The organism is Streptomyces tardus (genome assembly GCF_018101125.2).
Classification (GTDB): domain Bacteria; phylum Actinomycetota; class Actinomycetes; order Streptomycetales; family Streptomycetaceae; genus Streptomyces; species Streptomyces tardus.
On the sequence record NZ_JAELVF020000001.1, the window covers coordinates 1438832 to 1457997 of the forward strand.

Annotated in this window: 15 protein-coding genes and 1 pseudogene; 3 read left to right on the top strand and 13 right to left on the bottom strand. The window is 70.9% G+C overall.

The genetic code is table 11. The annotated features are described in order from the left end of the window. Nucleotides 1–156: 156 nt before the first annotated feature. Nucleotides 157–3042 (bottom strand): type I DNA topoisomerase, encoded by a 2886-nt coding sequence (gene topA / locus JGS22_RS06270; protein WP_211041023.1) that lies wholly within the window; start codon nucleotides 3040–3042, stop codon nucleotides 157–159. Nucleotides 3043–3322: 280 nt separating this feature from the next. On the opposite strand from topA, the gene JGS22_RS06275 reads away from it, so the two are divergent. Beyond that, complete coding sequence (locus JGS22_RS06275; RefSeq protein WP_211041022.1) at nucleotides 3323–3739, top strand: TM2 domain-containing protein; 417 nt, start codon at nucleotides 3323–3325, stop codon at nucleotides 3737–3739. 10 nt (nucleotides 3740–3749) lie between these two features. After that, the gene (locus tag JGS22_RS06280; RefSeq protein ID WP_211041021.1) at nucleotides 3750–4148 is read left to right on the top strand and encodes a DUF2752 domain-containing protein; all 399 of its coding nucleotides are present in this window, start codon (nucleotides 3750–3752) and stop codon (nucleotides 4146–4148) included. Between the two features lie 182 nt (nucleotides 4149–4330). Here JGS22_RS06280 and JGS22_RS06285 read toward each other — a convergent pair whose 3' ends face one another. The 6 genes from JGS22_RS06285 to bldG form a co-directional block, all read right to left on the bottom strand. Continuing rightward, nucleotides 4331–4552: a hypothetical protein gene (locus JGS22_RS06285; protein ID WP_372454199.1), complete on the bottom strand. Its 222-nt coding sequence runs from the start codon at nucleotides 4550–4552 to the stop codon at nucleotides 4331–4333. Between the two features lie 477 nt (nucleotides 4553–5029). Continuing rightward, complete coding sequence (locus JGS22_RS06290) at nucleotides 5030–6574, bottom strand: DUF7059 domain-containing protein (RefSeq protein ID WP_211041020.1); 1545 nt, start codon at nucleotides 6572–6574, stop codon at nucleotides 5030–5032. A 184-nt stretch (nucleotides 6575–6758) separates the two neighbouring features. After that, nucleotides 6759–7346 (bottom strand): small secreted protein, encoded by a 588-nt coding sequence (locus tag JGS22_RS06295; protein WP_211041019.1) that lies wholly within the window; start codon nucleotides 7344–7346, stop codon nucleotides 6759–6761. A gap of 261 nt (nucleotides 7347–7607) precedes the next feature. After that, complete coding sequence (locus tag JGS22_RS06300) at nucleotides 7608–10004, bottom strand: sodium-translocating pyrophosphatase (protein ID WP_211041018.1); 2397 nt, start codon at nucleotides 10002–10004, stop codon at nucleotides 7608–7610. A gap of 881 nt (nucleotides 10005–10885) precedes the next feature. Next, nucleotides 10886–11314 carry an ATP-binding protein gene (locus tag JGS22_RS06305; protein WP_211041017.1) on the bottom strand — a complete coding sequence of 143 codons (429 nt, stop codon included), beginning with the start codon at nucleotides 11312–11314 and terminating at the stop codon, nucleotides 10886–10888. A gap of 95 nt (nucleotides 11315–11409) precedes the next feature. Next, nucleotides 11410–11751: an anti-sigma factor antagonist BldG gene (gene bldG, locus JGS22_RS06310; RefSeq protein WP_143647025.1), complete on the bottom strand. Its 342-nt coding sequence runs from the start codon at nucleotides 11749–11751 to the stop codon at nucleotides 11410–11412. Nucleotides 11752–11884: 133 nt separating this feature from the next. Between bldG and sftH the strand changes: the two are divergent. Beyond that, a pseudogene (sftH, locus tag JGS22_RS06315) lies at nucleotides 11885–14358 on the top strand (DNA 3'-5' helicase SftH). Here sftH and JGS22_RS06320 read toward each other — a convergent pair. The 6 genes from JGS22_RS06320 to JGS22_RS06345 all read right to left on the bottom strand — a co-directional run bounded on the left by JGS22_RS06320 (nucleotide 14282) and on the right by JGS22_RS06345 (nucleotide 19104). Further along, nucleotides 14282–14764 carry an Rv3654c family TadE-like protein gene (locus tag JGS22_RS06320; RefSeq protein ID WP_308405540.1) on the bottom strand — a complete coding sequence of 161 codons (483 nt, stop codon included), beginning with the start codon at nucleotides 14762–14764 and terminating at the stop codon, nucleotides 14282–14284. The pseudogene sftH and the gene JGS22_RS06320 overlap by 77 nt on opposite strands. Nucleotides 14765–14806: 42 nt before the next feature. After that, on the bottom strand, nucleotides 14807–15502 hold the full coding sequence (locus JGS22_RS26995) for a TadE family type IV pilus minor pilin (protein ID WP_308405541.1): 696 nt from the start codon (nucleotides 15500–15502) through the stop codon (nucleotides 14807–14809). Further along, nucleotides 15480–15617, bottom strand: a complete 138-nt coding sequence (locus JGS22_RS27305) for a DUF4244 domain-containing protein (protein WP_236073049.1) — start codon at nucleotides 15615–15617, stop codon at nucleotides 15480–15482. Before JGS22_RS27305 ends, JGS22_RS26995 begins: the two co-directional genes overlap by 23 nt. A gap of 312 nt (nucleotides 15618–15929) precedes the next feature. Continuing rightward, nucleotides 15930–16883 carry a type II secretion system F family protein gene (locus tag JGS22_RS06335; RefSeq protein ID WP_211042290.1) on the bottom strand — a complete coding sequence of 318 codons (954 nt, stop codon included), beginning with the start codon at nucleotides 16881–16883 and terminating at the stop codon, nucleotides 15930–15932. Continuing rightward, nucleotides 16880–17554 (bottom strand): type II secretion system F family protein, encoded by a 675-nt coding sequence (locus JGS22_RS06340; protein ID WP_308405542.1) that lies wholly within the window; start codon nucleotides 17552–17554, stop codon nucleotides 16880–16882. Before JGS22_RS06340 ends, JGS22_RS06335 begins: the two co-directional genes overlap by 4 nt. A gap of 404 nt (nucleotides 17555–17958) precedes the next feature. Then, entirely contained in the window at nucleotides 17959–19104 is a 1146-nt protein-coding gene (locus JGS22_RS06345; protein ID WP_216814864.1) for a TadA family conjugal transfer-associated ATPase, read from the bottom strand. Nucleotides 19105–19166 lie beyond the last annotated feature (62 nt).

Below are 19166 nucleotides of genomic sequence, written 5' to 3' on the forward strand. Positions count from 1 at the left end.
CGGTCGGACGCCACCGAGAGCTCGCACGAGGGCGCCCCGAGGCCCGCAACAAGAGGCCGGGACAGGCCGCCCGCAACGCCGCGCGGCGGGCACCGTGAAACCCCGGCGGCCCGCCGCGCGGCCCGCCTCACGGGCGGGCAGCTGCTGCGCGTGCGGTTACTGCGCGTCCGACTCCTGCGATCCGACCGACGCGGAGGACTTCTCTGCCGGAGCCTTCGCGGTGACCGTCTTCTTCGCGGCGGTCTTCTTCGCGGCGGTCTTCTTCGCCGGAGCCTTCTTCGCCGGAGCCTTCTTCGCTGCGGTCTTCTTCGCCGGAGCCTTCTTGGCTGCGGTCTTCTTCGCCGGAGCCTTTTTGGCGGTCTTCTTCGCCGGGCCCTTGGCACGCTTCTCCGCGAGCAGCTCGAAGGCCCGCTCGGGCGTGATCGTCTCGACCTCGTCGTCCCGGCGGAGCGTCGCGTTCGTCTCGCCGTCGGTGACGTACGGGCCGAACCGGCCGTCCTTGACCACCACCGGCTGTTCGTTGGTCGGGTCCGGGCCCAGCTCCTTGAGCGGCGGCTTGGCGGCGGCCCGCCCGCGCTGCTTGGGCTTGGAGTAGATCTCCAGCGCCTCTTCGAGCGTGATCCCGAAAATCTGCTCCTCGGTCTCCAGCGACCGGGAGTCCGTGCCCTTCTTCAGGTACGGGCCGTATCTGCCGTTCTGCGCGGTGATGTCCACACCTTCGGCGTCCTGGCCGACGACCCGGGGCAGCGAAAGCAGCTTGAGCGCGTCGGCGAGGGTCACCGTGTCCAGCGACATCGACTTCAACAACGAGGCGGTGCGCGGCTTCACGGCGTTCTTGCCGGTCTTCGGCGTGCCCTCCGGCAGCACCTCGGTGACGTACGGGCCGTACCGGCCGTCCCTCGCGATGATCGGACGGCCGGTCTCCTCGTCCGTCCCGAGCTCGAAGTCTCCGCTGGGCTTGGCCAGCAGCTCCTCCGCCAGCTCGACGGTCAGCTCGTCCGGCGGAAGGTCGTCGGGCACGTCCGCCCGGTGACCCGTCTCGCCCTCGGGGCCCGGCTTCTCGACATACGGTCCGTAGCGCCCGACCCGCAGCATGATGCCGCCGCCGATGGGGAAGGACGAAACGCCCTTGGCGTCGATGGCACCGAGGTCGGACACCAGCTCCTTGAGCCCGCCGAGGTGGTCGCCGTCGCCGTTGCCCGCGGCGGCGGCCGAGCCCTCGGTGCCCTCGCCCTCACCGAAGTAGAAGCGCCGCAGCCACGGCACGGAGGCTGCGTCGCCCCGCGCGATGCGGTCGAGGTCCTCCTCCATCTGCGCGGTGAAGTCGTAGTCGACGAGACGGCCGAAGTGCTTCTCCAGCAGGCCGACCACCGCGAAGGACAGGAAGGACGGCACGAGGGCCGTGCCCTTCTTGAAGACGTACCGACGGTCCTGGATGGTGCTGATGATCGAGGCGTACGTCGAGGGGCGGCCGATCTCGCGCTCCTCCAGCTCCTTGACCAGCGTCGCCTCGGTGTAGCGGGCGGGCGGCTTGGTGGAGTGGCCGTCGACGGTCAGCTCCTCGGCGCGCAGCGCGTCGCCCTCGGCGACCTGCGGCAGACGGCGCTCGCGGTCGTCCAGCTCCGCGTTGGGGTCGTCGGCGCCCTCGACGTAGGCCTTGAGGAAGCCGTGGAAGGTGATGATCTTGCCGGACGCGCTGAACTCCGCGTCCCTGCCGTCGGCGGAGCGGCCCGCGACCTTGACCGTCACCGACTGACCGGTCGCGTCCTTCATCTGCGAGGCGACCGTGCGCTTCCAGATCAGCTCGTACAGCCGGAACTGGTCGCCGCTCAGCCCGGTCTCCGCCGGGGTGCGGAAGCGGTCGCCGGAGGGGCGGATCGCCTCGTGCGCCTCCTGCGCGTTCTTGACCTTGCCGGCGTAGGTGCGCGGGCTGTCGGGCAGGTAGTCGGCGCCGTAGAGCTGGGTGACCTGCGCGCGCGCCGCGGTGATGGCGGTGCCGGAGAGCGTCGTGGAGTCCGTGCGCATGTAGGTGATGAAGCCGTTCTCGTACAGCTTCTGCGCCACCTGCATCGTCACCTTCGCGCCGAAGCCGAGCTTGCGCGAGGCCTCCTGCTGGAGGGTGGTGGTGCGGAACGGGGCGTACGGCGAGCGGCGGTAGGGCTTGGACTCGACCGAGCGCACCGAGAAGTCGGTGTCGGCGAGGGCGGCGGCGAGAGAGCGGGCGCCCGCCTCGTCGAGGTGGAGGGCCTGGGCGCCGTCGCGGCCGGTCTTCAGCCGGCCGTCCGAGCCGAAGTCGCGCCCCTGGGCGATACGGCGGCCGTCCACGGCGCTGAGCCGCGCGGTCAGACTGCTCGGGTCGGAGGCGTCGCCGGCACGTCCGGTGTGGAAGACCCCGGTGAGGTCCCAGTACTCGGCGGTGCGGAACGCCATCCGCTCCCGCTCCCGCTCCACCACCAGCCTGGTCGCCACGGACTGCACACGCCCCGCTGACAGCCGCGGCATGACCTTCTTCCACAGGACCGGCGAGACCTCATAGCCGTAGAGGCGGTCGAGGATGCGTCGGGTCTCCTGGGCGTCCACCAGCTTCTGGTCGAGATCGCGGGTGTTGTTCACCGCGGCCCTGATGGCGTCCTTGGTGATCTCGTTGAAAACCATCCGGCGGACCGGCACCTTGGGCTTGAGCACCTCCTGGAGATGCCAGGCGATGGCCTCGCCCTCGCGGTCCTCATCCGTGGCGAGGAAGAGCTCGTCGGACTCGGCGAGCAGCGACTTGAGCTTCTTGACCTGCTCCTTCTTGTCGCTGTTGACGACGTACAGCGGCTCGAAGTCGTGGTCGACGTTCACTCCGAGGCGGGCCCAGGGCTGTCCCTTGTACTTGGCCGGCACCTCCGCAGCGCCGTTCGGCAGGTCGCGAATGTGCCCGACGCTCGCCTCGACGACATAGCCAGGGCCGAGATAGCCCTTGATCGTCTTCGCCTTGGCGGGGGACTCGACGATTACGAGTCTCCGCCCGCCGTTTGCGGTTTCGCTGGTCGGGGACAACTTCTCGCTCTTCTCTCGGCTAGGTGGACGGCCGCCGGCACCCGATCTTCCGCCGGGCCGGGCGACGCCGTATGTGGATTGCTGGTCCGGGACAAACCCTGACGCCGTCTGACACAGCTGACGCTGCGGAGTGTGACGGTACCTCCCGGTCCGGTGTCAAACGAGAAAAGTCCGCGACGCCAATGGAACGGTAACCCGACAACCGTTATTCCTGCCGCTCGGTGACAGCTGGCACTATGTGCGAGTCAGTAGCACGTTTTATCCAGCCTCAGGGGGAGACATGTCCCAGCCGCCACCCAACCCGTACGGCCAGCCCGGAGGACAGCCGCAGGGTCCGCCGCCCGGCCAGCAGCCCGGTTACGGCTACCCGCAGCAGCAGCCCGGCCCCGCCGGACCCCAGTACGGCTACCCCGGTGCGGCCCCGCCGCCGCCCCAGATGGGCTTCGACCCGAACGCGCCGCACGGCTACGACCCCTACGGCCGTCCGTACTCCTCCAAGTCCAAGATCGTGGCGGGCGTCCTCCAGCTGTTCATCGGCACGCTGGGCATCGGCCGCTTCTACACCGGCCACATCGGCATGGCCATCGGCATGCTGCTGACCTGCGGCGGTCTCGGAATCTGGGCGCTCATCGACGGCATCATGCTGCTGGTGAAGGACGACGCGACGGACTCCGAGGGTCGCATCCTCCGCAGCTGACGCGGTCGTCGTGGCCCTCGCCAGTCGATTTCGACACCCCGCCGCAGCGCCGCTGGCCGTGCTGGGGACCGGGGTCGTGGGGTTGGTGTACCTCTGGCACACCAACCCCCACGACCCCGGGCAGCTGCTGCCGCGCTGCCCGATCAATCTGCTCACCGGTGTGCTCTGCCCTGCCTGCGGGGGCACCCGGATGACGTACGACCTGCTGCACGGCGATGTGGTCGCCGCCTTCCACGACAACGCCGTACTGCTCCTGCTCGGCCTGCCCCTCGCCGCGTTTCTGGTCGGAAGGTGGCTGCTGGAAGGTCTGCGGGGGCGCCGCTACGCGCCGCGTTGGGGGGCGGGGCGCGTCATCGCGGTCGTGGGAGTCGCGGCCGGCTGGATGGTCGTCCGCAACGTGCTCGGCTGACCCGCGACGGGACGGGACGGGGAGCGCGAGCGCGGACGGGGTGAAGCCGCCGCGCAGACACGCCGCGGGTGGCCGAGAAGCGGCGAAGGGGCCGGCGGAGCCACGCCGGAGGTCTCGTCGCCGCTGAATCGGGAACTCGCCGACGTTCGTGCCGAGCGCTACGACGGCCCCGTACGGAGCACTCAGAGGTTGAGCAGCAGCCACAGGCCTCCGGCGAGGAAGAACGCCCCGAAGGTGACCGTCAACAGCGCGGCGACGACTGGGCTCCCCTCTGCCACCACCGGCTCTCCCCGGCGCATCCGCGCGACGGTCCACACCAGCAGCAGTGCTCCGAAGAGCACGCAGACGGTCCCCGCGAAGAACGCAGGCCCCGCCTCCAGTCCAGCCCCTGCGGCTCTCTCCATGCGGGCGAGGCTCACAGCCCTGTGCGGCGCGCCCGCCAATTCCGGGTGAACGCCGACCGCCCGCCCGTACAACTCGCCGCCGCATCCGGCCCGTCGCGCGCAGCCTCGTCGTCACCCGGAATCGACGGGTATCACCTCGTCGCGCCGGGAATCGGCGCACCGGGCCCGTCGCGCGCGGACGGAGATGCCGCACCGTCGACTGCCGTTGCCCCTGTCTGCCGACCCGCCGACCCGTGGCGCGAGCAGGCGCCCGGGGCGCTTCGACGCGGATCGACGCACTCGCCGGGGCGTGCACGGCGCGGCGCGCAACTCCCCTCACGCGACGGCGAGTTCCGGCCGACCTGCCAGGAGACGAACGACAGGGCCCGGACAACTCCCGGCCCGTCTCCCCCGCGAAGCGACCGTCTTCCCGCCGCGCCGCCGTACGTGCGCGGCCGGCGGAGAGGGGAGCGACAGGCGGCCCGGGCCGAGAAGCAGTCAGCCCTCCGCGGAGGGCAGCAGGAAGCCCTGCTCCACCAGCAGCCGAATCGCGTCGGGCGTGCGGTCCCGCAGCGCCACCGCGTCCTCGCCGACGAGTTGGGCGATCGCGTCGAGAATGCGACCCGCGCTCAGCGTGCCGTCGCACACCCCCGCGAAGCCGGCGCCCACGGTGTCCACCTTGGTCGCGCGCATCATGCCGCGACTCTGGCGCAGCACCACATGCTCCGGGTCCTCGGCACCGGGCGGACCGACCTGCTCCTGCACCACGCCCTCGGCCAGTACGAACCGGGTGTCGAGCAGCGCGGCATCGTCGTGGCGGCGCAGGAAGTCCTGTCGGGCGAAGTGCTCGCGCACCGTCTCGCCGAGCGGCTGCTCGACGGGGTGCGTCCACTCCTCCAGCGTGAGCGAGGGCTGTTCGCTGTCAGTGCGGCGCAGGCTGATCCAGCCGAAGCCGACCGCCTCGGTGCCGCTGCGTTCGAACTCCGTGAGCCAGGCGTCGTAGCGCCTCGCGTACTCCTCGGAGCCGAGGAGATGCGCGCCCGCATCGCGCAGCCACAGCTCGGTGTACTGGTTGACGTCCTGGATCTCGCGCTGCACGATCCAGGCGTCGCAGCCGCGCGGCACCCAGCCGCGCACCCGGTCGCGCCAGTCCTCGCCGCTGATGTGCTGCCAGTTGGCGAGCAGTTGGCAGTACCCGCCGGGGGCAAGCCGGGCAGCGCTGTTCTGGACCAGGGTGCGGCACAGTGCGTCGCCGGAGAGCCCGCCGTCGCGGTAGGTCAGAGCCCTGTCCTCGCCGGAGAGCCGCCCCGGGGAGATCACGAACGGCGGGTTGGAGACGATCAGGTCGTACGGCTCCTCGTTGTCGACCGGCTCGAAGAGCGAGCCCTCCCGCAGCTCGGCCTCGGGCGCGTCGGAGAGGGCGAGTGTCAGTTCTGCGAAGCGCAGGGCTCTGGGATTGAGGTCGGTCGCGGTGACCTCGGTGGCGTGCCGACCGAGGTGGAGGGCCAGGATTCCGGAGCCGGTGCCGAGGTCGAGGGCGCGGTCGACCGGTTCGCGCACCACCAGGCCGGCCAGCGTGGTGGAGGCTCCGCCGACGCCGAGAACCACGTTCTCGCGGTCCTTCTCGGGCCCACGGATTCCGCTCGCGCCACCCACCGCGCAGCCCGGGTCGGAGACGATCCACCAGTCCTCGCCCTGTGGACCTCCGTAGGGGCGTACGTCGACGGTGGCGCGCACCTCGTCCCCCGGGGAGCTGTGCACAACGCTCAGCCAGCCGTCGTCGAGGGCCTCCCGCAGGGGCAGCACGGCAGCGGCACGGTCACGGTCCACTCCGCCCTGGAGCAGGAAGAGCCGAACCAGTGTGGCCAGTGCGCTGTCGCCGCGAGTGGCGCGCAGCGCCGGGATGGTCTCGCTGCGGGCGAGCGCCGCATAGGCGGGGGCGCCCAGCAGCTCAAGCAGCCCGTCCACGGTGAAGGAGGCGGCCAGGAACGCCTCACGCAGTCGGGCGGTCGTATCGCTGGCAATGGGGAGGTTCGTACTCACCCCTCCATTGTGGTGGGTCGGCCCGGTGGATTCGCCGTCGCGGCGTCACCGGGCCGACCGCACGCCTTCTGTGCACCGCCCGATTCGGGCGGTGGAATCGCCCCGGCTCCGGCGCCGCCCGTCATCGCCCCTGCACGGGAGGCCCCCGACACCGCACACGCCGCCTCTCGGCGGTGGAAGGGCGTCAGGCGTTGGAGGGTCCGGACTTGTCCACGCCGGTCTTGGAGCAGCCAGGCTCCTTGCTCATCGCGGTGCGCAGATCACCGGACTCGAGCTTGTTGAGCGCCGCGTCGCCGCTCCTGCCGAGCGTCTCCAGCTCCTTGGCCACCTCGCGCAGACCGTCGGCGAACTTCGCCTGGTCCTTGGTGTCGAGCTTGTCGACCTTGACCTTGAGGCCCGCGTAGGAGGCGGAGATGTCGCTGAGCTCCTTGACCGCGTCCTTGCGCAGCTTGGCCCCGTCGTCCACCGGGGGCTCGCCCGCGCCCGAGACCGCACTGCCCAACGACTTGTAGGCATCGGAGAGTTGACCGAACGCCTCGGAGTCGGCCTTCTGCACGGCGGCGGAGGAGCTGTCCTTGGCGGCGGCCTCGGAGATGGCCGTGTTGGCGCCCTGGATCTTCTTCACCTGGGGCTGGACCTGGTCACAGACCTTCTTCGCCCAGGCCTGGGCCTTCCCGTCGTCCTCGTCGTCACCGCCACAGCCGGTCAGCGCGAGAGCGAGGGCGGCGCTGCCACACAGCGCCGCGGCGAGCTTGTTGTTCACCGGTTCCATCCCTTCATGGCTACTCGGCCCGGAACATACACGCCCGGCGCCACCCACGAGGCGGCGAAGATACGCGTTCGATGCTTTCTGGACCCAAAGCAGCAATTTTGTCGCAGACCTCTGCAGCGGTCCGCGGTACTTCCGCCACCTGCTCCCGGGCAGCGGAAGCGGGTGGCGCGCACTCCGCGCACCACCCGCTGAACTGCACAAACCCCGGACAGTGAGCACCACCGCACCACACGGCCGGCGGCCCTCACCCACCCGTCTCGATCAGGGAGCCGCGACCGGATCCCTTGGCTGAGTGGGCTTGCTCACGTTGTCCGAATCATCCTCTTCGCCCATCACCACTCCACGCCGCTTGGAGACGTAGACGGCGCCCACGATGACGATCACCGAGGCCACCGCGATCACCGCTCGGAGCGGGGCGCTCGCGCCGTCGCCGTACGAGAGGGTCACGATGGCGGGCGCGATGAGGAGCGCCACCAGGTTCATGACCTTGAGCAGCGGGTTGATTGCCGGACCCGCGGTGTCCTTGAACGGGTCGCCCACGGTGTCACCGATCACCGTCGCGGAGTGGGCCTCGCTGCCCTTGCCGCCGTGGTGGCCGTCCTCGACCATCTTCTTGGCGTTGTCCCACGCACCACCGGAGTTGGCCAGGAAGACGGCCATCAGGATGCCCGCCGCGATGGCTCCCGCGAGGAAGCAGGCGAGCGCTCCGATGCCCAGGCTGAAGCCGACCGCGATCGGCGACATCACCGCCAGCAGGCCCGGCGTGGTCAACTCGCGCAGTGCGTCCTTGGTGCAGATGTCGACGACGCGCCCGTACTCCGGCTTCTCCGTGTAGTCCATGATCCCGGGGTGCTCCCGGAACTGGCGCCGCACCTCGTACACGACGGCGCCCGCGGAGCGCGAGACGGCGCTGATCGCGAGGCCGGAGAAGAGGAAGACGACCGCTGCACCGAGGATCAGGCCGACGAGATTGTTGGGCTGGGCGATGTCCAGGCTGAGGTTCATCTCCCCCGCCGCGGCGCCGACATCGCGTGCCGCCGTCTCGAAGGCGTCCCGATAGGAGCCGAAGAGCGCGGCGGCGGCGAGTACTGCCGTGGCAATGGCGATGCCCTTGGTGATCGCCTTGGTGGTGTTGCCCACCGCGTCGAGGTCGGTGAGCACCTGCGCGCCCGCGCCCTCGACGTCGCCGGACATCTCGGCGATGCCCTGGGCGTTGTCGGAGACCGGCCCGAAGGTGTCCATGGCGACGATGACGCCCACCGTCGTCAGCAGGCCCGTGCCCGCGAGGGCGACGGCGAAGAGGGCGAGCATGATCGACGTACCGCCGAGCAGGAACGCGCCGTACACGCTCAGCCCGATCAACAGCGCCGTGTAGACCGCCGATTCCAGACCGAGCGAAACGCCTGCCAGCACGACGGTCGCGGGGCCCGTCAGCGAGCTCTTCCCCACGTCCTGGACCGGCTTGCGGGTCGTCTCGGTGAAGTAGCCGGTCAGCTGCTGGATCAGTGCCGCGAGCACGATGCCGATCGCCACCGCGGTCAGCGCGATCAGCCGCGGGTCGCCCTCGTGGCCGGCGATGGCCTCGTTGGTGACCCCGTCCAACTCCGCGAACGTGGCCGGGAGATAGGTGTACGCCGCCACCGCGACCAGTACGAGCGAGATGGCCGCCGAGATGAAGAAGCCGCGGTTGATCGCGGACATCCCGCTGCGGTCCGTACGGCGCGGCGCGACGACGAAGACACCGATCATCGCGGTGAGCACGCCGATCGCCGGAACGATCAGCGGGAAGGCGAGTCCGGCGTCGCCGAAAGCCACGGTGCCCAGGATCAGGCTGGCCACCAGTACGACGGCGTAGGACTCGAAGAGGTCGGCGGCCATACCGGCGCAGTCACCGACGTTGTCGCCCACGTTGTCGGCGATGGTCGCCGCGTTGCGAGGGTCGTCCTCGGGGATGCCCTGTTCCACCTTGCCGACGAGGTCCGCGCCCACATCGGCCGCCTTGGTGAAGATGCCGCCGCCCACTCGCATGAACATCGCGATGAGCGCGGCGCCGAGACCGAAGCCCTCCAGCACCTTCGGTGCGTCCGCGGCGTACACGAGCACCACGCAGGCAGCACCGAACAGGCCGAGACCGACGGTGAACATTCCCACCACGCCGCCGGTGCGGAAAGCGATCTTCATCGCCTTGTGCGAAACCGCGGTGAGATCGGCGGCCGGTTGGCCCTCAGCGGGCGTCGCCTCACGCGCCGCTGCCGCCACTCGGACGTTGCTGCGGACCGCGAGCCACATGCCGATATACCCGGTGGCCGCAGAGAAAGCAGCGCCCACCAGGAAGAACAGTGAACGCCCAATCCGTTGATTCGTATCGTCGGCAGGGAGCAGGAAGAGCAGGAAGAAGACGACCACGGCAAAAATGCCGAGTGTGCGCAACTGTCGATACAGGTAGGCATTCGCGCCCTCCTGTACAGCCGCAGCGATCTCCTTCATGCTCTCCGTGCCCTCGTCGGCCGCGAGGACCTGGCGCAAGAGCACCACGGCAACGACGAGGGCGGCCAGGGCGATCACGGCGATCACCACCACCAGCCCTCTGTTGCCCGTTGTCAGCACGGCGTCGGCCAACAGGTGATGGCCCTGCAGAGTGGGGAGTTGCCCCGCCATTCGTCCTCCTTGACGTTTGGCACATGGGCGCGCGCAAGCACACGCTCAGGCGTCCTGCTGCTCAGATGTCGAGGGAGTCTAGAGATCTTCCTGTGAACTAAACAGGGCGCCGTCGCGAGGAATTCGCAGCGAGTTGACGAAGATCAGAAAGGCGACTCTTTGGGAATTCCCTCACAAGGGAGTGTGTACATAATCCTGACTGCTCGGAAAATGATCTCACTATCGATCAGCAGGGATCGGGCACACCGGTTCCCAACAGGAAAAACAAAGGCCTCAGCAGCGCCAGGAGATCACTCGGCAGCGCGGAACAAGATCCGCGACCGGAGCACCGGAGATCCGCACACCGGACGTCCGAGCGACTGCCGGACGTCTTCACGGCGATCCTGAGCGGGCGAAGACGACCGGAAAGAGCGTCCCGGAAACGTCACCGGGTTGACCGCTCCGACCGTGGCGCACGGGGCACGGCGGTCGAAACCCAGCGAGGAAGGCGAAACCTGGCGCGTCGCCGCGCCCGAGAAGACCTCGGCAGCGCTCGGTCGGCGCTTCACCGGCAGCGCTCGGTCGGCAACTCGATGGGCCCAGCTGTACGTTCGCCCGGCAGCAGACGCAGTACGGGGCAGCAGTTCCGACGGAGGCGACCGTCGACGGACGCCGCACAAGCGCCGGCGTGGAGCGGCACGGACCGGCAGGCGGCCAGACGCGCGGCGCGTGCAACTCGTACGGCACACACGGCTCGTACTGCTGCTCACCAATCGGCGTGCGCCGGCCGGCGGGCTGCCCGCACACCCGCTCGGGACCCACGACGGGGATCGGCGACGGACCCGACCGGCTCTCGCCGGCCCGACCTCGTCGAACGGGCCCCGACGGTCAAGCCCGCGGCGTCAGGAAAAGAGCGGCGCCGGAGCGGTCGGCCAGGTCATACGGATGAGACCGCCGTGGTCGTCGGAGAGCACCTCGACGTCGTCCACGAGGCCGCTGATCACCGCGAGCCCCATGTCGCTCTCGTCCTCGGCGCCGTCGGCCGCGCCACCGACCGCGGTGCCGCCGGTCTCTCCTGCCACGGCGGCGTCGTCACCCACCTCGATGGCGAATTTCTTGTCGTCCTCGATGAGGGCGACGCGCACCGGCGAACTCAGACCGCCGCTCTGGTGCAGACCCACGGCACGGCTGCACGCCTCACCCACCGCGAGCCGGACTTCGTCCAGCACGGCTTCGTCGACCCCTGCTCGCCGAGCGACGGCCGCCGCCACCAGACGAGCGGTGCGCACGTGCTCGGGAAGCGCACTGAAGCGCAGTTCGACGGTGGCCATGCCATCCCCTTGGAGGTCGTACGGACGTGCTTCACCGGGGGTCCGGCGCAACGCAGTGCCCGACCCCCGGGGAGAAGCCTCTGTATGAGGGCGCGTCAGTCGGTGGCCGCGACGGCTTCGTCGACCGAATTGTGGATCGGGAAGACCTTCGTCAGGCCGGTGATCCGGAAGATCTTCAGGATGCGCTCCTGATTACAGACCAGCCGCAACGAACCCTCGTGCGCGCGCACTCGCTTGAGACCTCCCACCAGCACGCCCAGACCGGTGGAGTCAAGGAAGTCGACACCTTCCATATCCACAACGAGGTGGAAGCTTCCATCGTTCACAAGCTCCACGAGCTGCTCACGCAGCTTGGGCGCGGTGTACACATCGATCTCGCCACCGACCTCGACGATCGTGCGATCGCCTACGGTACGGGTCGACAGGGACAGGTCCACGGATCCTCCAGCACCTTGCTATCGAGCGGTCGCCCCCTGGGCTATCCCCTCCTCAGAAGGGGATGGGTATCCCCCGCTGCCCGGAAGGGACGGATCGGCAGCCGCAGGGGCATTCAATCACCTACTCACGTGCGTGCACGACGCCTTGAGCCATTGTCCGTCAGGCTGATGACACACTCGGTGTCAATGGCCAGCAATCGTCGCCCGTACACACAGGGTGCCCGACCCGCCCCGTCACCGCCCGGGTCGGTCTTCGAGCAGCTCGCCGGCACGGCCGACCGGGACAGCCGGATCACCCATACGGAGCATGTGCCCCCAAGGGTCGGTCGTCATGCCGACTGGCCCGCCCCGATCCGGCCAGAGGTGATCGAAGCCGTGCGCGCGGCGGGCGTCGAGCGCCCCTGGGAGCACCAGGTGGCCGCACTGCAGCACGCGCTGGCCGGCGAGTCCGTCGTCGTCGCCACCGGCACCGCTTCCGGAAAGTCGCTCACCTACACGCTGCCGGTTCTGAACACCCTGCTCGAAGGTGCGCAGGCGCCGGACGGCCGCGGCACCACCGCCCTCTACCTGGCCCCGACCAAAGCGCTCGCCGCCGACCAGTTGCGAGCCCTCAAGGAGCTCGCGCGCCCGCTCGGCAGCCGGGCCCGTCCGGCCGTGTACGACGGCGACACCCCCTACGAGGAGCGTGAGTGGGTACGGCTGCACGCCAACTACGTGCTCACCAATCCGGACATGCTCCACCGCGGGATACTCCCGTCCCACCCCCGTTGGTCCTCCTTCCTCCACGGGCTGCGCTACGTCGTCGTGGACGAGTGCCACACCTATCGGGGCGTCTTCGGCTCACACGTCGCCCAGGTGCTGCGACGGCTCCGCCGGGTCGCGGCGAAGTACGGGGCCGACCCGGTCTTCCTGCTCGCCTCGGCCACCTCCGCCGACCCAGCGGCGGCAGCGACCCGGCTCACCGGCGTGCCCGTGCGCGAGGTCACCGAGGACACCTCCCCGAAGGGCCGTTTGACGTTCGCGCTGTGGGAGCCGCCGCTGACGGGCGGGCAGGGCGAACGAGGCGCTCCCGTAAGGCGCACGGCAACCTCCGAGGCCGCGGAACTGCTGGCCGATCTCGCCGCCCGGGACGTCAGAACGCTGGCGTTCGTCCGGTCCCGACGGGGCGCAGAACTGACGGCGGTCATCGCCCAGGAACGACTGGCTGAAAATGATCGCTCTCGGATTGCACGAATCGCCGCATACCGGGGTGGCTACCTTCCCGAGGAACGTCGCGCCCTCGAACGCGCACTGCACTCCGGCGAACTGCTCGGCCTCGCCGCGACGACCGCGCTGGAACTCGGCGTGGACATCTCCGGCCTCGACGCGGTCCTCATCGCCGGCTATCCCGGGACCCGGGCCTCCCTCTGGCAGCAGGCCGGACGGGCGGGGCGCCAGGGCCAGGACGCCCTCGCCGTCCTCATCGCGCGGGACGACCCGCTGGACACCTATCTGGTGCACCACCCCGAGGCACTCTTCTCACAACCGGTCGAGTCGACCGTGCTCGACCCGGACAACCCTTATGTGCTCGCTCCTCACCTCTGTGCGGCGGCAGCCGAAATCCCGCTCTCCGAAGCCGACTTCGGACTCTTCGGGCCTGCGGCGGCCGAGGTGGTGCCCTCGCTGGAGCGACGCAGACTGCTGCGGCGGCGGGGCTCGACCTGGTACTGGACGCGTCGGGAGAGAGCCGTCGACCTCACCGACATCCGCGGGCAGGGCGGCGCGCCCGTCCAGGTCGTCGAGGAGGCGACGGGCCGACTGCTCGGCACCGTCGACGCCGCGGCGGCGCACAGCACGGTCCACGAGGGCGCCGTGCATCTGCACCAGGGCCGCAGCTACGTCGTACGACAACTCGACCTGGACGACCCGAACGGATCCGTCGCGCTGGTGGAGGAGTCCAGTCCGCCGTGGTCGACCATGGCCAGGGACACCACCGCCATCACGATCCTGGAGACCACCTCCCGAGTGCCCTGGGGCGAGGGCGAACTGTGCTTCGGTTCGGTGGAGGTCACCCACCAGGTCGTCTCTTATCTGCGGCGCAAGCTGGTGACGAACGAGGTCCTGGGCGAGACCAAACTCGACCTGCCGCCGCGCACACTGCGCACACGCGCCGTGTGGTGGACGGTCTCGGAGGGTCAGCTGGACTCCGCCGGCATCGGCCCCGAGATGCTCCCCGGAGCGCTGCACGCCGCCGAGCACGCCTCGATCGGCATGCTGCCGCTTTTCGCCACCTGCGACCGGTGGGACATCGGTGGCGTCTCCGTCCCGCTGCATCCCGACACGCTCCTCCCCACGGTCTTCGTCTACGACGGGCAGCCGGGCGGTGCCGGCTTCGCGGAACGTGCCTTCGGCACCGCACAGCGGTGGCTCGGGGCGACTCGCGAAGCCATCGCGGTCTGCGAGTGCGAACGCGGGTGCCCGTCCTGTGTGCAGTCCTCGAAGTGCGGCAACGGCAACGAGCCCCTGCACAAACGCGGCGCGCTGCGTCTGCTCACCGAACTGCTCCGGGCGGCCCCGCCCTCGACCGAATCTCCGGCGCGTACGGACCGCGAGATATCCGGGCCGTGAGGTCCACAGCGCCACCGGGCCCGAGCACACACCGCACCACGGAGGCTCCCTGCGCCTCGGCCACTCGACGTGCCGCGCCGCAGGCGGGTCGCTGCCCCTGAGGTGCCCGGGCTGCCGCCGCGAGCGCTGCCAGATCCGCCGCGCCGGCTGTGCGATGGCGCACGGCGACAACCTCGCAGAGCGACATCAGCGCCAGGAACACGGTGCACAGGGCCAACGCCGACCACGCGGCCCACACGGTGGCGGAGCCTCCGTCATCCCCGCATCTCGCCGAACGACGAAGTCGGTAACCCGCCGAACTGCAGAACCGGTGAGGCCCCTGCATCTCTGCGCGCCACCGCCCGAGGGCGCCGTCGAATGGCCGCCCAGGGCCCCGGCCGACCGGCCGACTCTCCCCTCCGCTCATCCGACGCTCCCGCCCTCTGCCCCCGGCGCGCCCACCCCACCATCACGGGCGGCTTCCGCTGCTCCCTCTGGCTCGGCGCTCTCCCCGGGCCGCTCGGGCCCACCGCTCGGAGGCGTACGCATCGGCGCGCTCGGCATCGTCGGCGCACTCGGCGCTGTCGCCACCGGCGGTGACGGCAGCAACGGTGACGACACGCGGCTCCCGGGCTCGGACGGTCCCGGGCCGACCGCGTGCGGGTGAGAGCGCGAAGCGCCGGCCCTGGCCCGCTGTCTGTCGAGTTGAGCGCCGAAGCGGTTGCCCAGGCGGAGGACCGCCCGGGGGCGGGCGGTCCTCCGCCTGGGCAACCGCTTCGGCGCTCAACTCGACAGACAGCGGGCCAGGGCCGGCGCTTCGCGCTCTCACCCGCACGCGGACCAGGTCGCCGACACGACGTGCCTCGACCTCCGCACCGGCCGGAGCCACCTGTCGAGCCGCAGCCGTCACACCAGGCCACGGTTCCGCCCTGGCAGCGGCCCTGGCTCCGGCGCGGGCGGCGTCGACGCACTGGATGTGAGCCGCGCCGGCGAGCAGCCCCCACAGCAGCATCGCGGTGAGCAGGACCAGAGACGGGACGACCACCGCGGTCTCCGCCGTGGCCTGTCCCGAATCCCGCCACCGGCACAGACACCGCGCCCGACCCCGACGCACATCCGCCTTCACCCCGGCGACCACGCATTCACACCGCCGAACTGAACGCACGCTCGATCAGTCCCTGCAACGCCGCCGTGACGGACGAACTGGTCAGCACCTGGTACAGGACCGCCGCGAAAGCACAGGCGGCGAGCGTTGCCACCGCGTACTCCGCAGTGCTCATCCCTGCGTCGGTCGTACGGGGCCAACGCGCAGCACGCCGAAGCCGGCCGCAATACGGCAAGGCATCGGCGATACGCCGCCGTCGCACGGTGGGGCACATCAACATGGCTTTATCTCCTCGGAGTTGAGACTGATCCGGGTGGAAAGAATCGAAGACAACCGTCCAGCGCCGTGCCGCCCGACGATCTGTCCGGCACCCGCCGAGCAACGCCCCGGTCACAGGATCGGGCGGCGCAGAGCGGGGAAAGCCACGGAACGCGATGCGGCCGGGACGCGGTACGGACTTACGGGAGCGTGCCGTTGGGCGAGCGACCTAGGTGAGACGCTGCCCGAGGCCGATCACCACGGGCACGACCGTTGCCAGCAGAAACGCGGGCAGAAAGCACAGCCCGAGCGGCGCGGTGACGTGCACCGCCGCCTGTCTGGCACGGGCAGCGCTGGTACGAGCCCGGTCGGCTCTCGCCGCCGCCGCCTGACGCGATATCTCATCGACCACGGGCGCTCCGGACTGCTCCGCCTGCTCCAGGCAGCGGGCCAGCCGGCGACCGCCTTCGACGTCCGCGACGCACCGCCAGGCGACGTCGGGCTCCGCGCCCAGCCGAAGCTCCTGACACACCCTCACCAGACGCTCTCCGAAGGGCCCGCCCAGGCTCGCGCCCACCGCCCACGCCGCCTCCCGCGGCCGACTGCCGGCTGCGATGCACGCCGCCAACAACTCGGCCGCGAAAGGGAGTTGACGGCCCGCTTCCCTCAGCTGCGCTTTCTCTCCGCGCCCGCGGCCGGTCCGCGTGCCCGGCACTCGCCACACCGCCGCTGCCGAGCAGGCGCCAAGCAGCAGGCCGAACTGCGCCCCGAGCAGACCTTCGAGGAGAACCGCCACCGACAGGCCGGCCGCCGCGGGAACGAGACCGCGAGGCGCCGTGAGCCGTGCCAACCTCTTCCGGGAGCTCGCCCGAGCTCCCTCGGACCGGGCCGCCACCACGGGCGCCACCGGGCCTAGCAGCAGCACTGCGCGGGCACGCCGCCCTCGGGAGCGGCGCCACCGTCGCAGACCCAGCAACGCCACGCCGGCCGCCACGGCCACCGACAACCAGAGCACCGACGGCCAGGCGGGCAGCAAGCCTGCGGTCGCCTGCAACTGCCCTTTCCGGCAGCCCGGCAGCCCGATGACGGGGGCCGCCCAGCTCTCTGCTGCGACGCCCGCACTGACACAACCCGCCGGAGTCGTACCGAACCCCACAACTCCCGTACCGACCCGGATGCTCATCGCGTCTCCTCCCCGTCTCCCTTGCCCGCCGCCCGACGTACGATCGCCCGCGCCCAGAGGGCTCCCAGCAGCTCCAGGCCCAGCGTGGCCGCGAGCAGGGCCCAGCCGACCGGCGTGTGCAGCAGCACTCCCAACGGGTCGGCGCCCATCGCCGTACCCAGCAACACCCCGAGCAGCGGCAGTCCCGCCAGGATCGACACCGTCGCGCGGGGACCCGCCAGCTGGGCTCGGAGGTCCTCGCGCTGGTCACGCTCCAGGCGCAGAGCGTGTGCCACGCGGTCCAGGCCGACGGCCAGACCCGAGCCGCCCTCCGCCGCCACCTGCCAGCACGCGGCGACTCCGCCCAAACCCGCGCCGCCCGGCTGTCTGGCGGCACTCCGCAGCGCACCGGGCAGATCCCCTCCGAATCGGGCGGCGGCCAACACCGCCGTGCCCGGCGGTCCGAGGTCTGTGACGCCCACGGCCAACAGTGCCTGCTGCGGCTGACTGCCCGCCCTCAGCTCGGCCGCGACCTCGACGCACAGCTCCACCACCGCCGCTTCACGACGGTCCGCCAGAACCCGCCGGGCCCTACTCCCCAGCCCGCGACGCACCGCCACGGCCGCCGCGAGGCAACCGAGCAGCGGCAGTGGCGAACGCTGCCAGTACGCCAGCGCTCCACCCGCTGCCACGCAGAGGCACAGAACCAGTCTGCCGAGCACGAGCGCTTCGGGCGCCGACCGTGGGGAGAGCAACGCGTCGGGCGGCGTCAGCCGGATTCCTCGCTGCCGGCCGATCGGCGCAACGGCAGCGCTGTGACCGGGCGAACCCCGCCACCGAGGCGGCCACCTCCGCAACACCCACCGCGACACCGGGTCCCGCCGAGCACTCTGCCGCAGCCCGCCGCCGAGGCCCGGCCTCCACGGCGAAGCGCACAGCTCCGCGCCACCGAACAGGGCGCGTGCCCGCCGCACCTCCGGCCGCGCGGCACCACCCCACCACGCAGCGGCCAGCACACCGCACAGCAGCAGCGCGACAGGCATCTCGCCGCCGCCCAACTGCCTGCTCGCCCAAGCCATTTCGACCAGTGCCGCGCTCATGCCGCCCCTCCCCCGCGTGCGCAGAGGTCCTTCAACACCGGCCAGCCCTCTGCCTCGACGAAGCCCGCAGGGCCCCAACGCGCGGCGGGCAACGTACGTACGAGCCCGTCGGCGTCCCGGCGCAGTACGTGCACCTCCGCGAGGCGGCGGCGCCCCGCGCTGTCCCGGTGCAGATGGAGGACGAGATCGAGGGCGGCAGCGATCTGGCTGTGCAGCGCCGCCCGCCCCACCCCGGCCGCCATTCCCAGAGCCTCCAGGCGGGCGGGGACATCGGCCGCCGCGTTCGCGTGGAGGGTGCCTGCCCCTCCGGAGTGGCCTGTGTTCAGGGCGGCGAGCAGATCGATCACCTCCGCGCCCCGGACCTCTCCGACAACCAACCGGTCAGGACGCATCCGCAGTGCCTGTCGGACCAGATCGCGCAGATCGACCCGGCCCGCCCCCTCCTGGTTCGCCGGCCGGGCCTCCAGCCGTACGACGTGGGGGTGCGTGGGCCGGAGCTCCGCGGAGTCCTCGGCCAGCACCAGCCGCTCCGCCGGGCCGGCCAGGCCGAGCAGGCAGCTCAGCAGGGTCGTCTTGCCGCTGCCCGTGCCGCCGGAGACCAGGAAGGAGAGCCTGGCGTCCACGACCGATCGCAGCAATCGGTCACCGCCCGTCGGCAGGGTGCCCGCGGCCACCAACTCGGCCGGGCCGAAAGCCCGGTGGCGCACGACCCGCAGCGACAGACACGGGCCGTCCACCGCCACCGGCGGCAACACCGCGTGCAACCTCGTGCCGTCCGGGAGTCGCGCATCGACCCACGGCCTGGCGTCGTCCAGCCGCCGGCCGGCCGCGCTCGCCAGTCGCTGCGCGAGCCGACGCACGGACTTGGCGTCGGTGAACGTGACGTCCGTGCGCTCGAGTCCTCCCCCGCGGTCCACCCACACCCGGTGCGGGCCGGCCACCAGCACGTCCGTCACCTCGGGGTCGGCGAGCAGCGGCTCCAACGGACCGGCACCGACCAGCTCGGATCGCAGGGCGTTCACGACGGCGAGTACGCCGCTGTCGCCGAGCAACCGGCCCTGGGCACGCAGTGCGGCGGCCACCTGTGAGGGGGTCGGGTCCGCCGCCGACTCGGCGAGCCTGCGGCGGACGGCGTCGACCAACTCCTCGGACGGAGCAGCCGGTTCGCTCGCTCCTTCGCGCGCTCGAGCGATGTCGAGGGGCT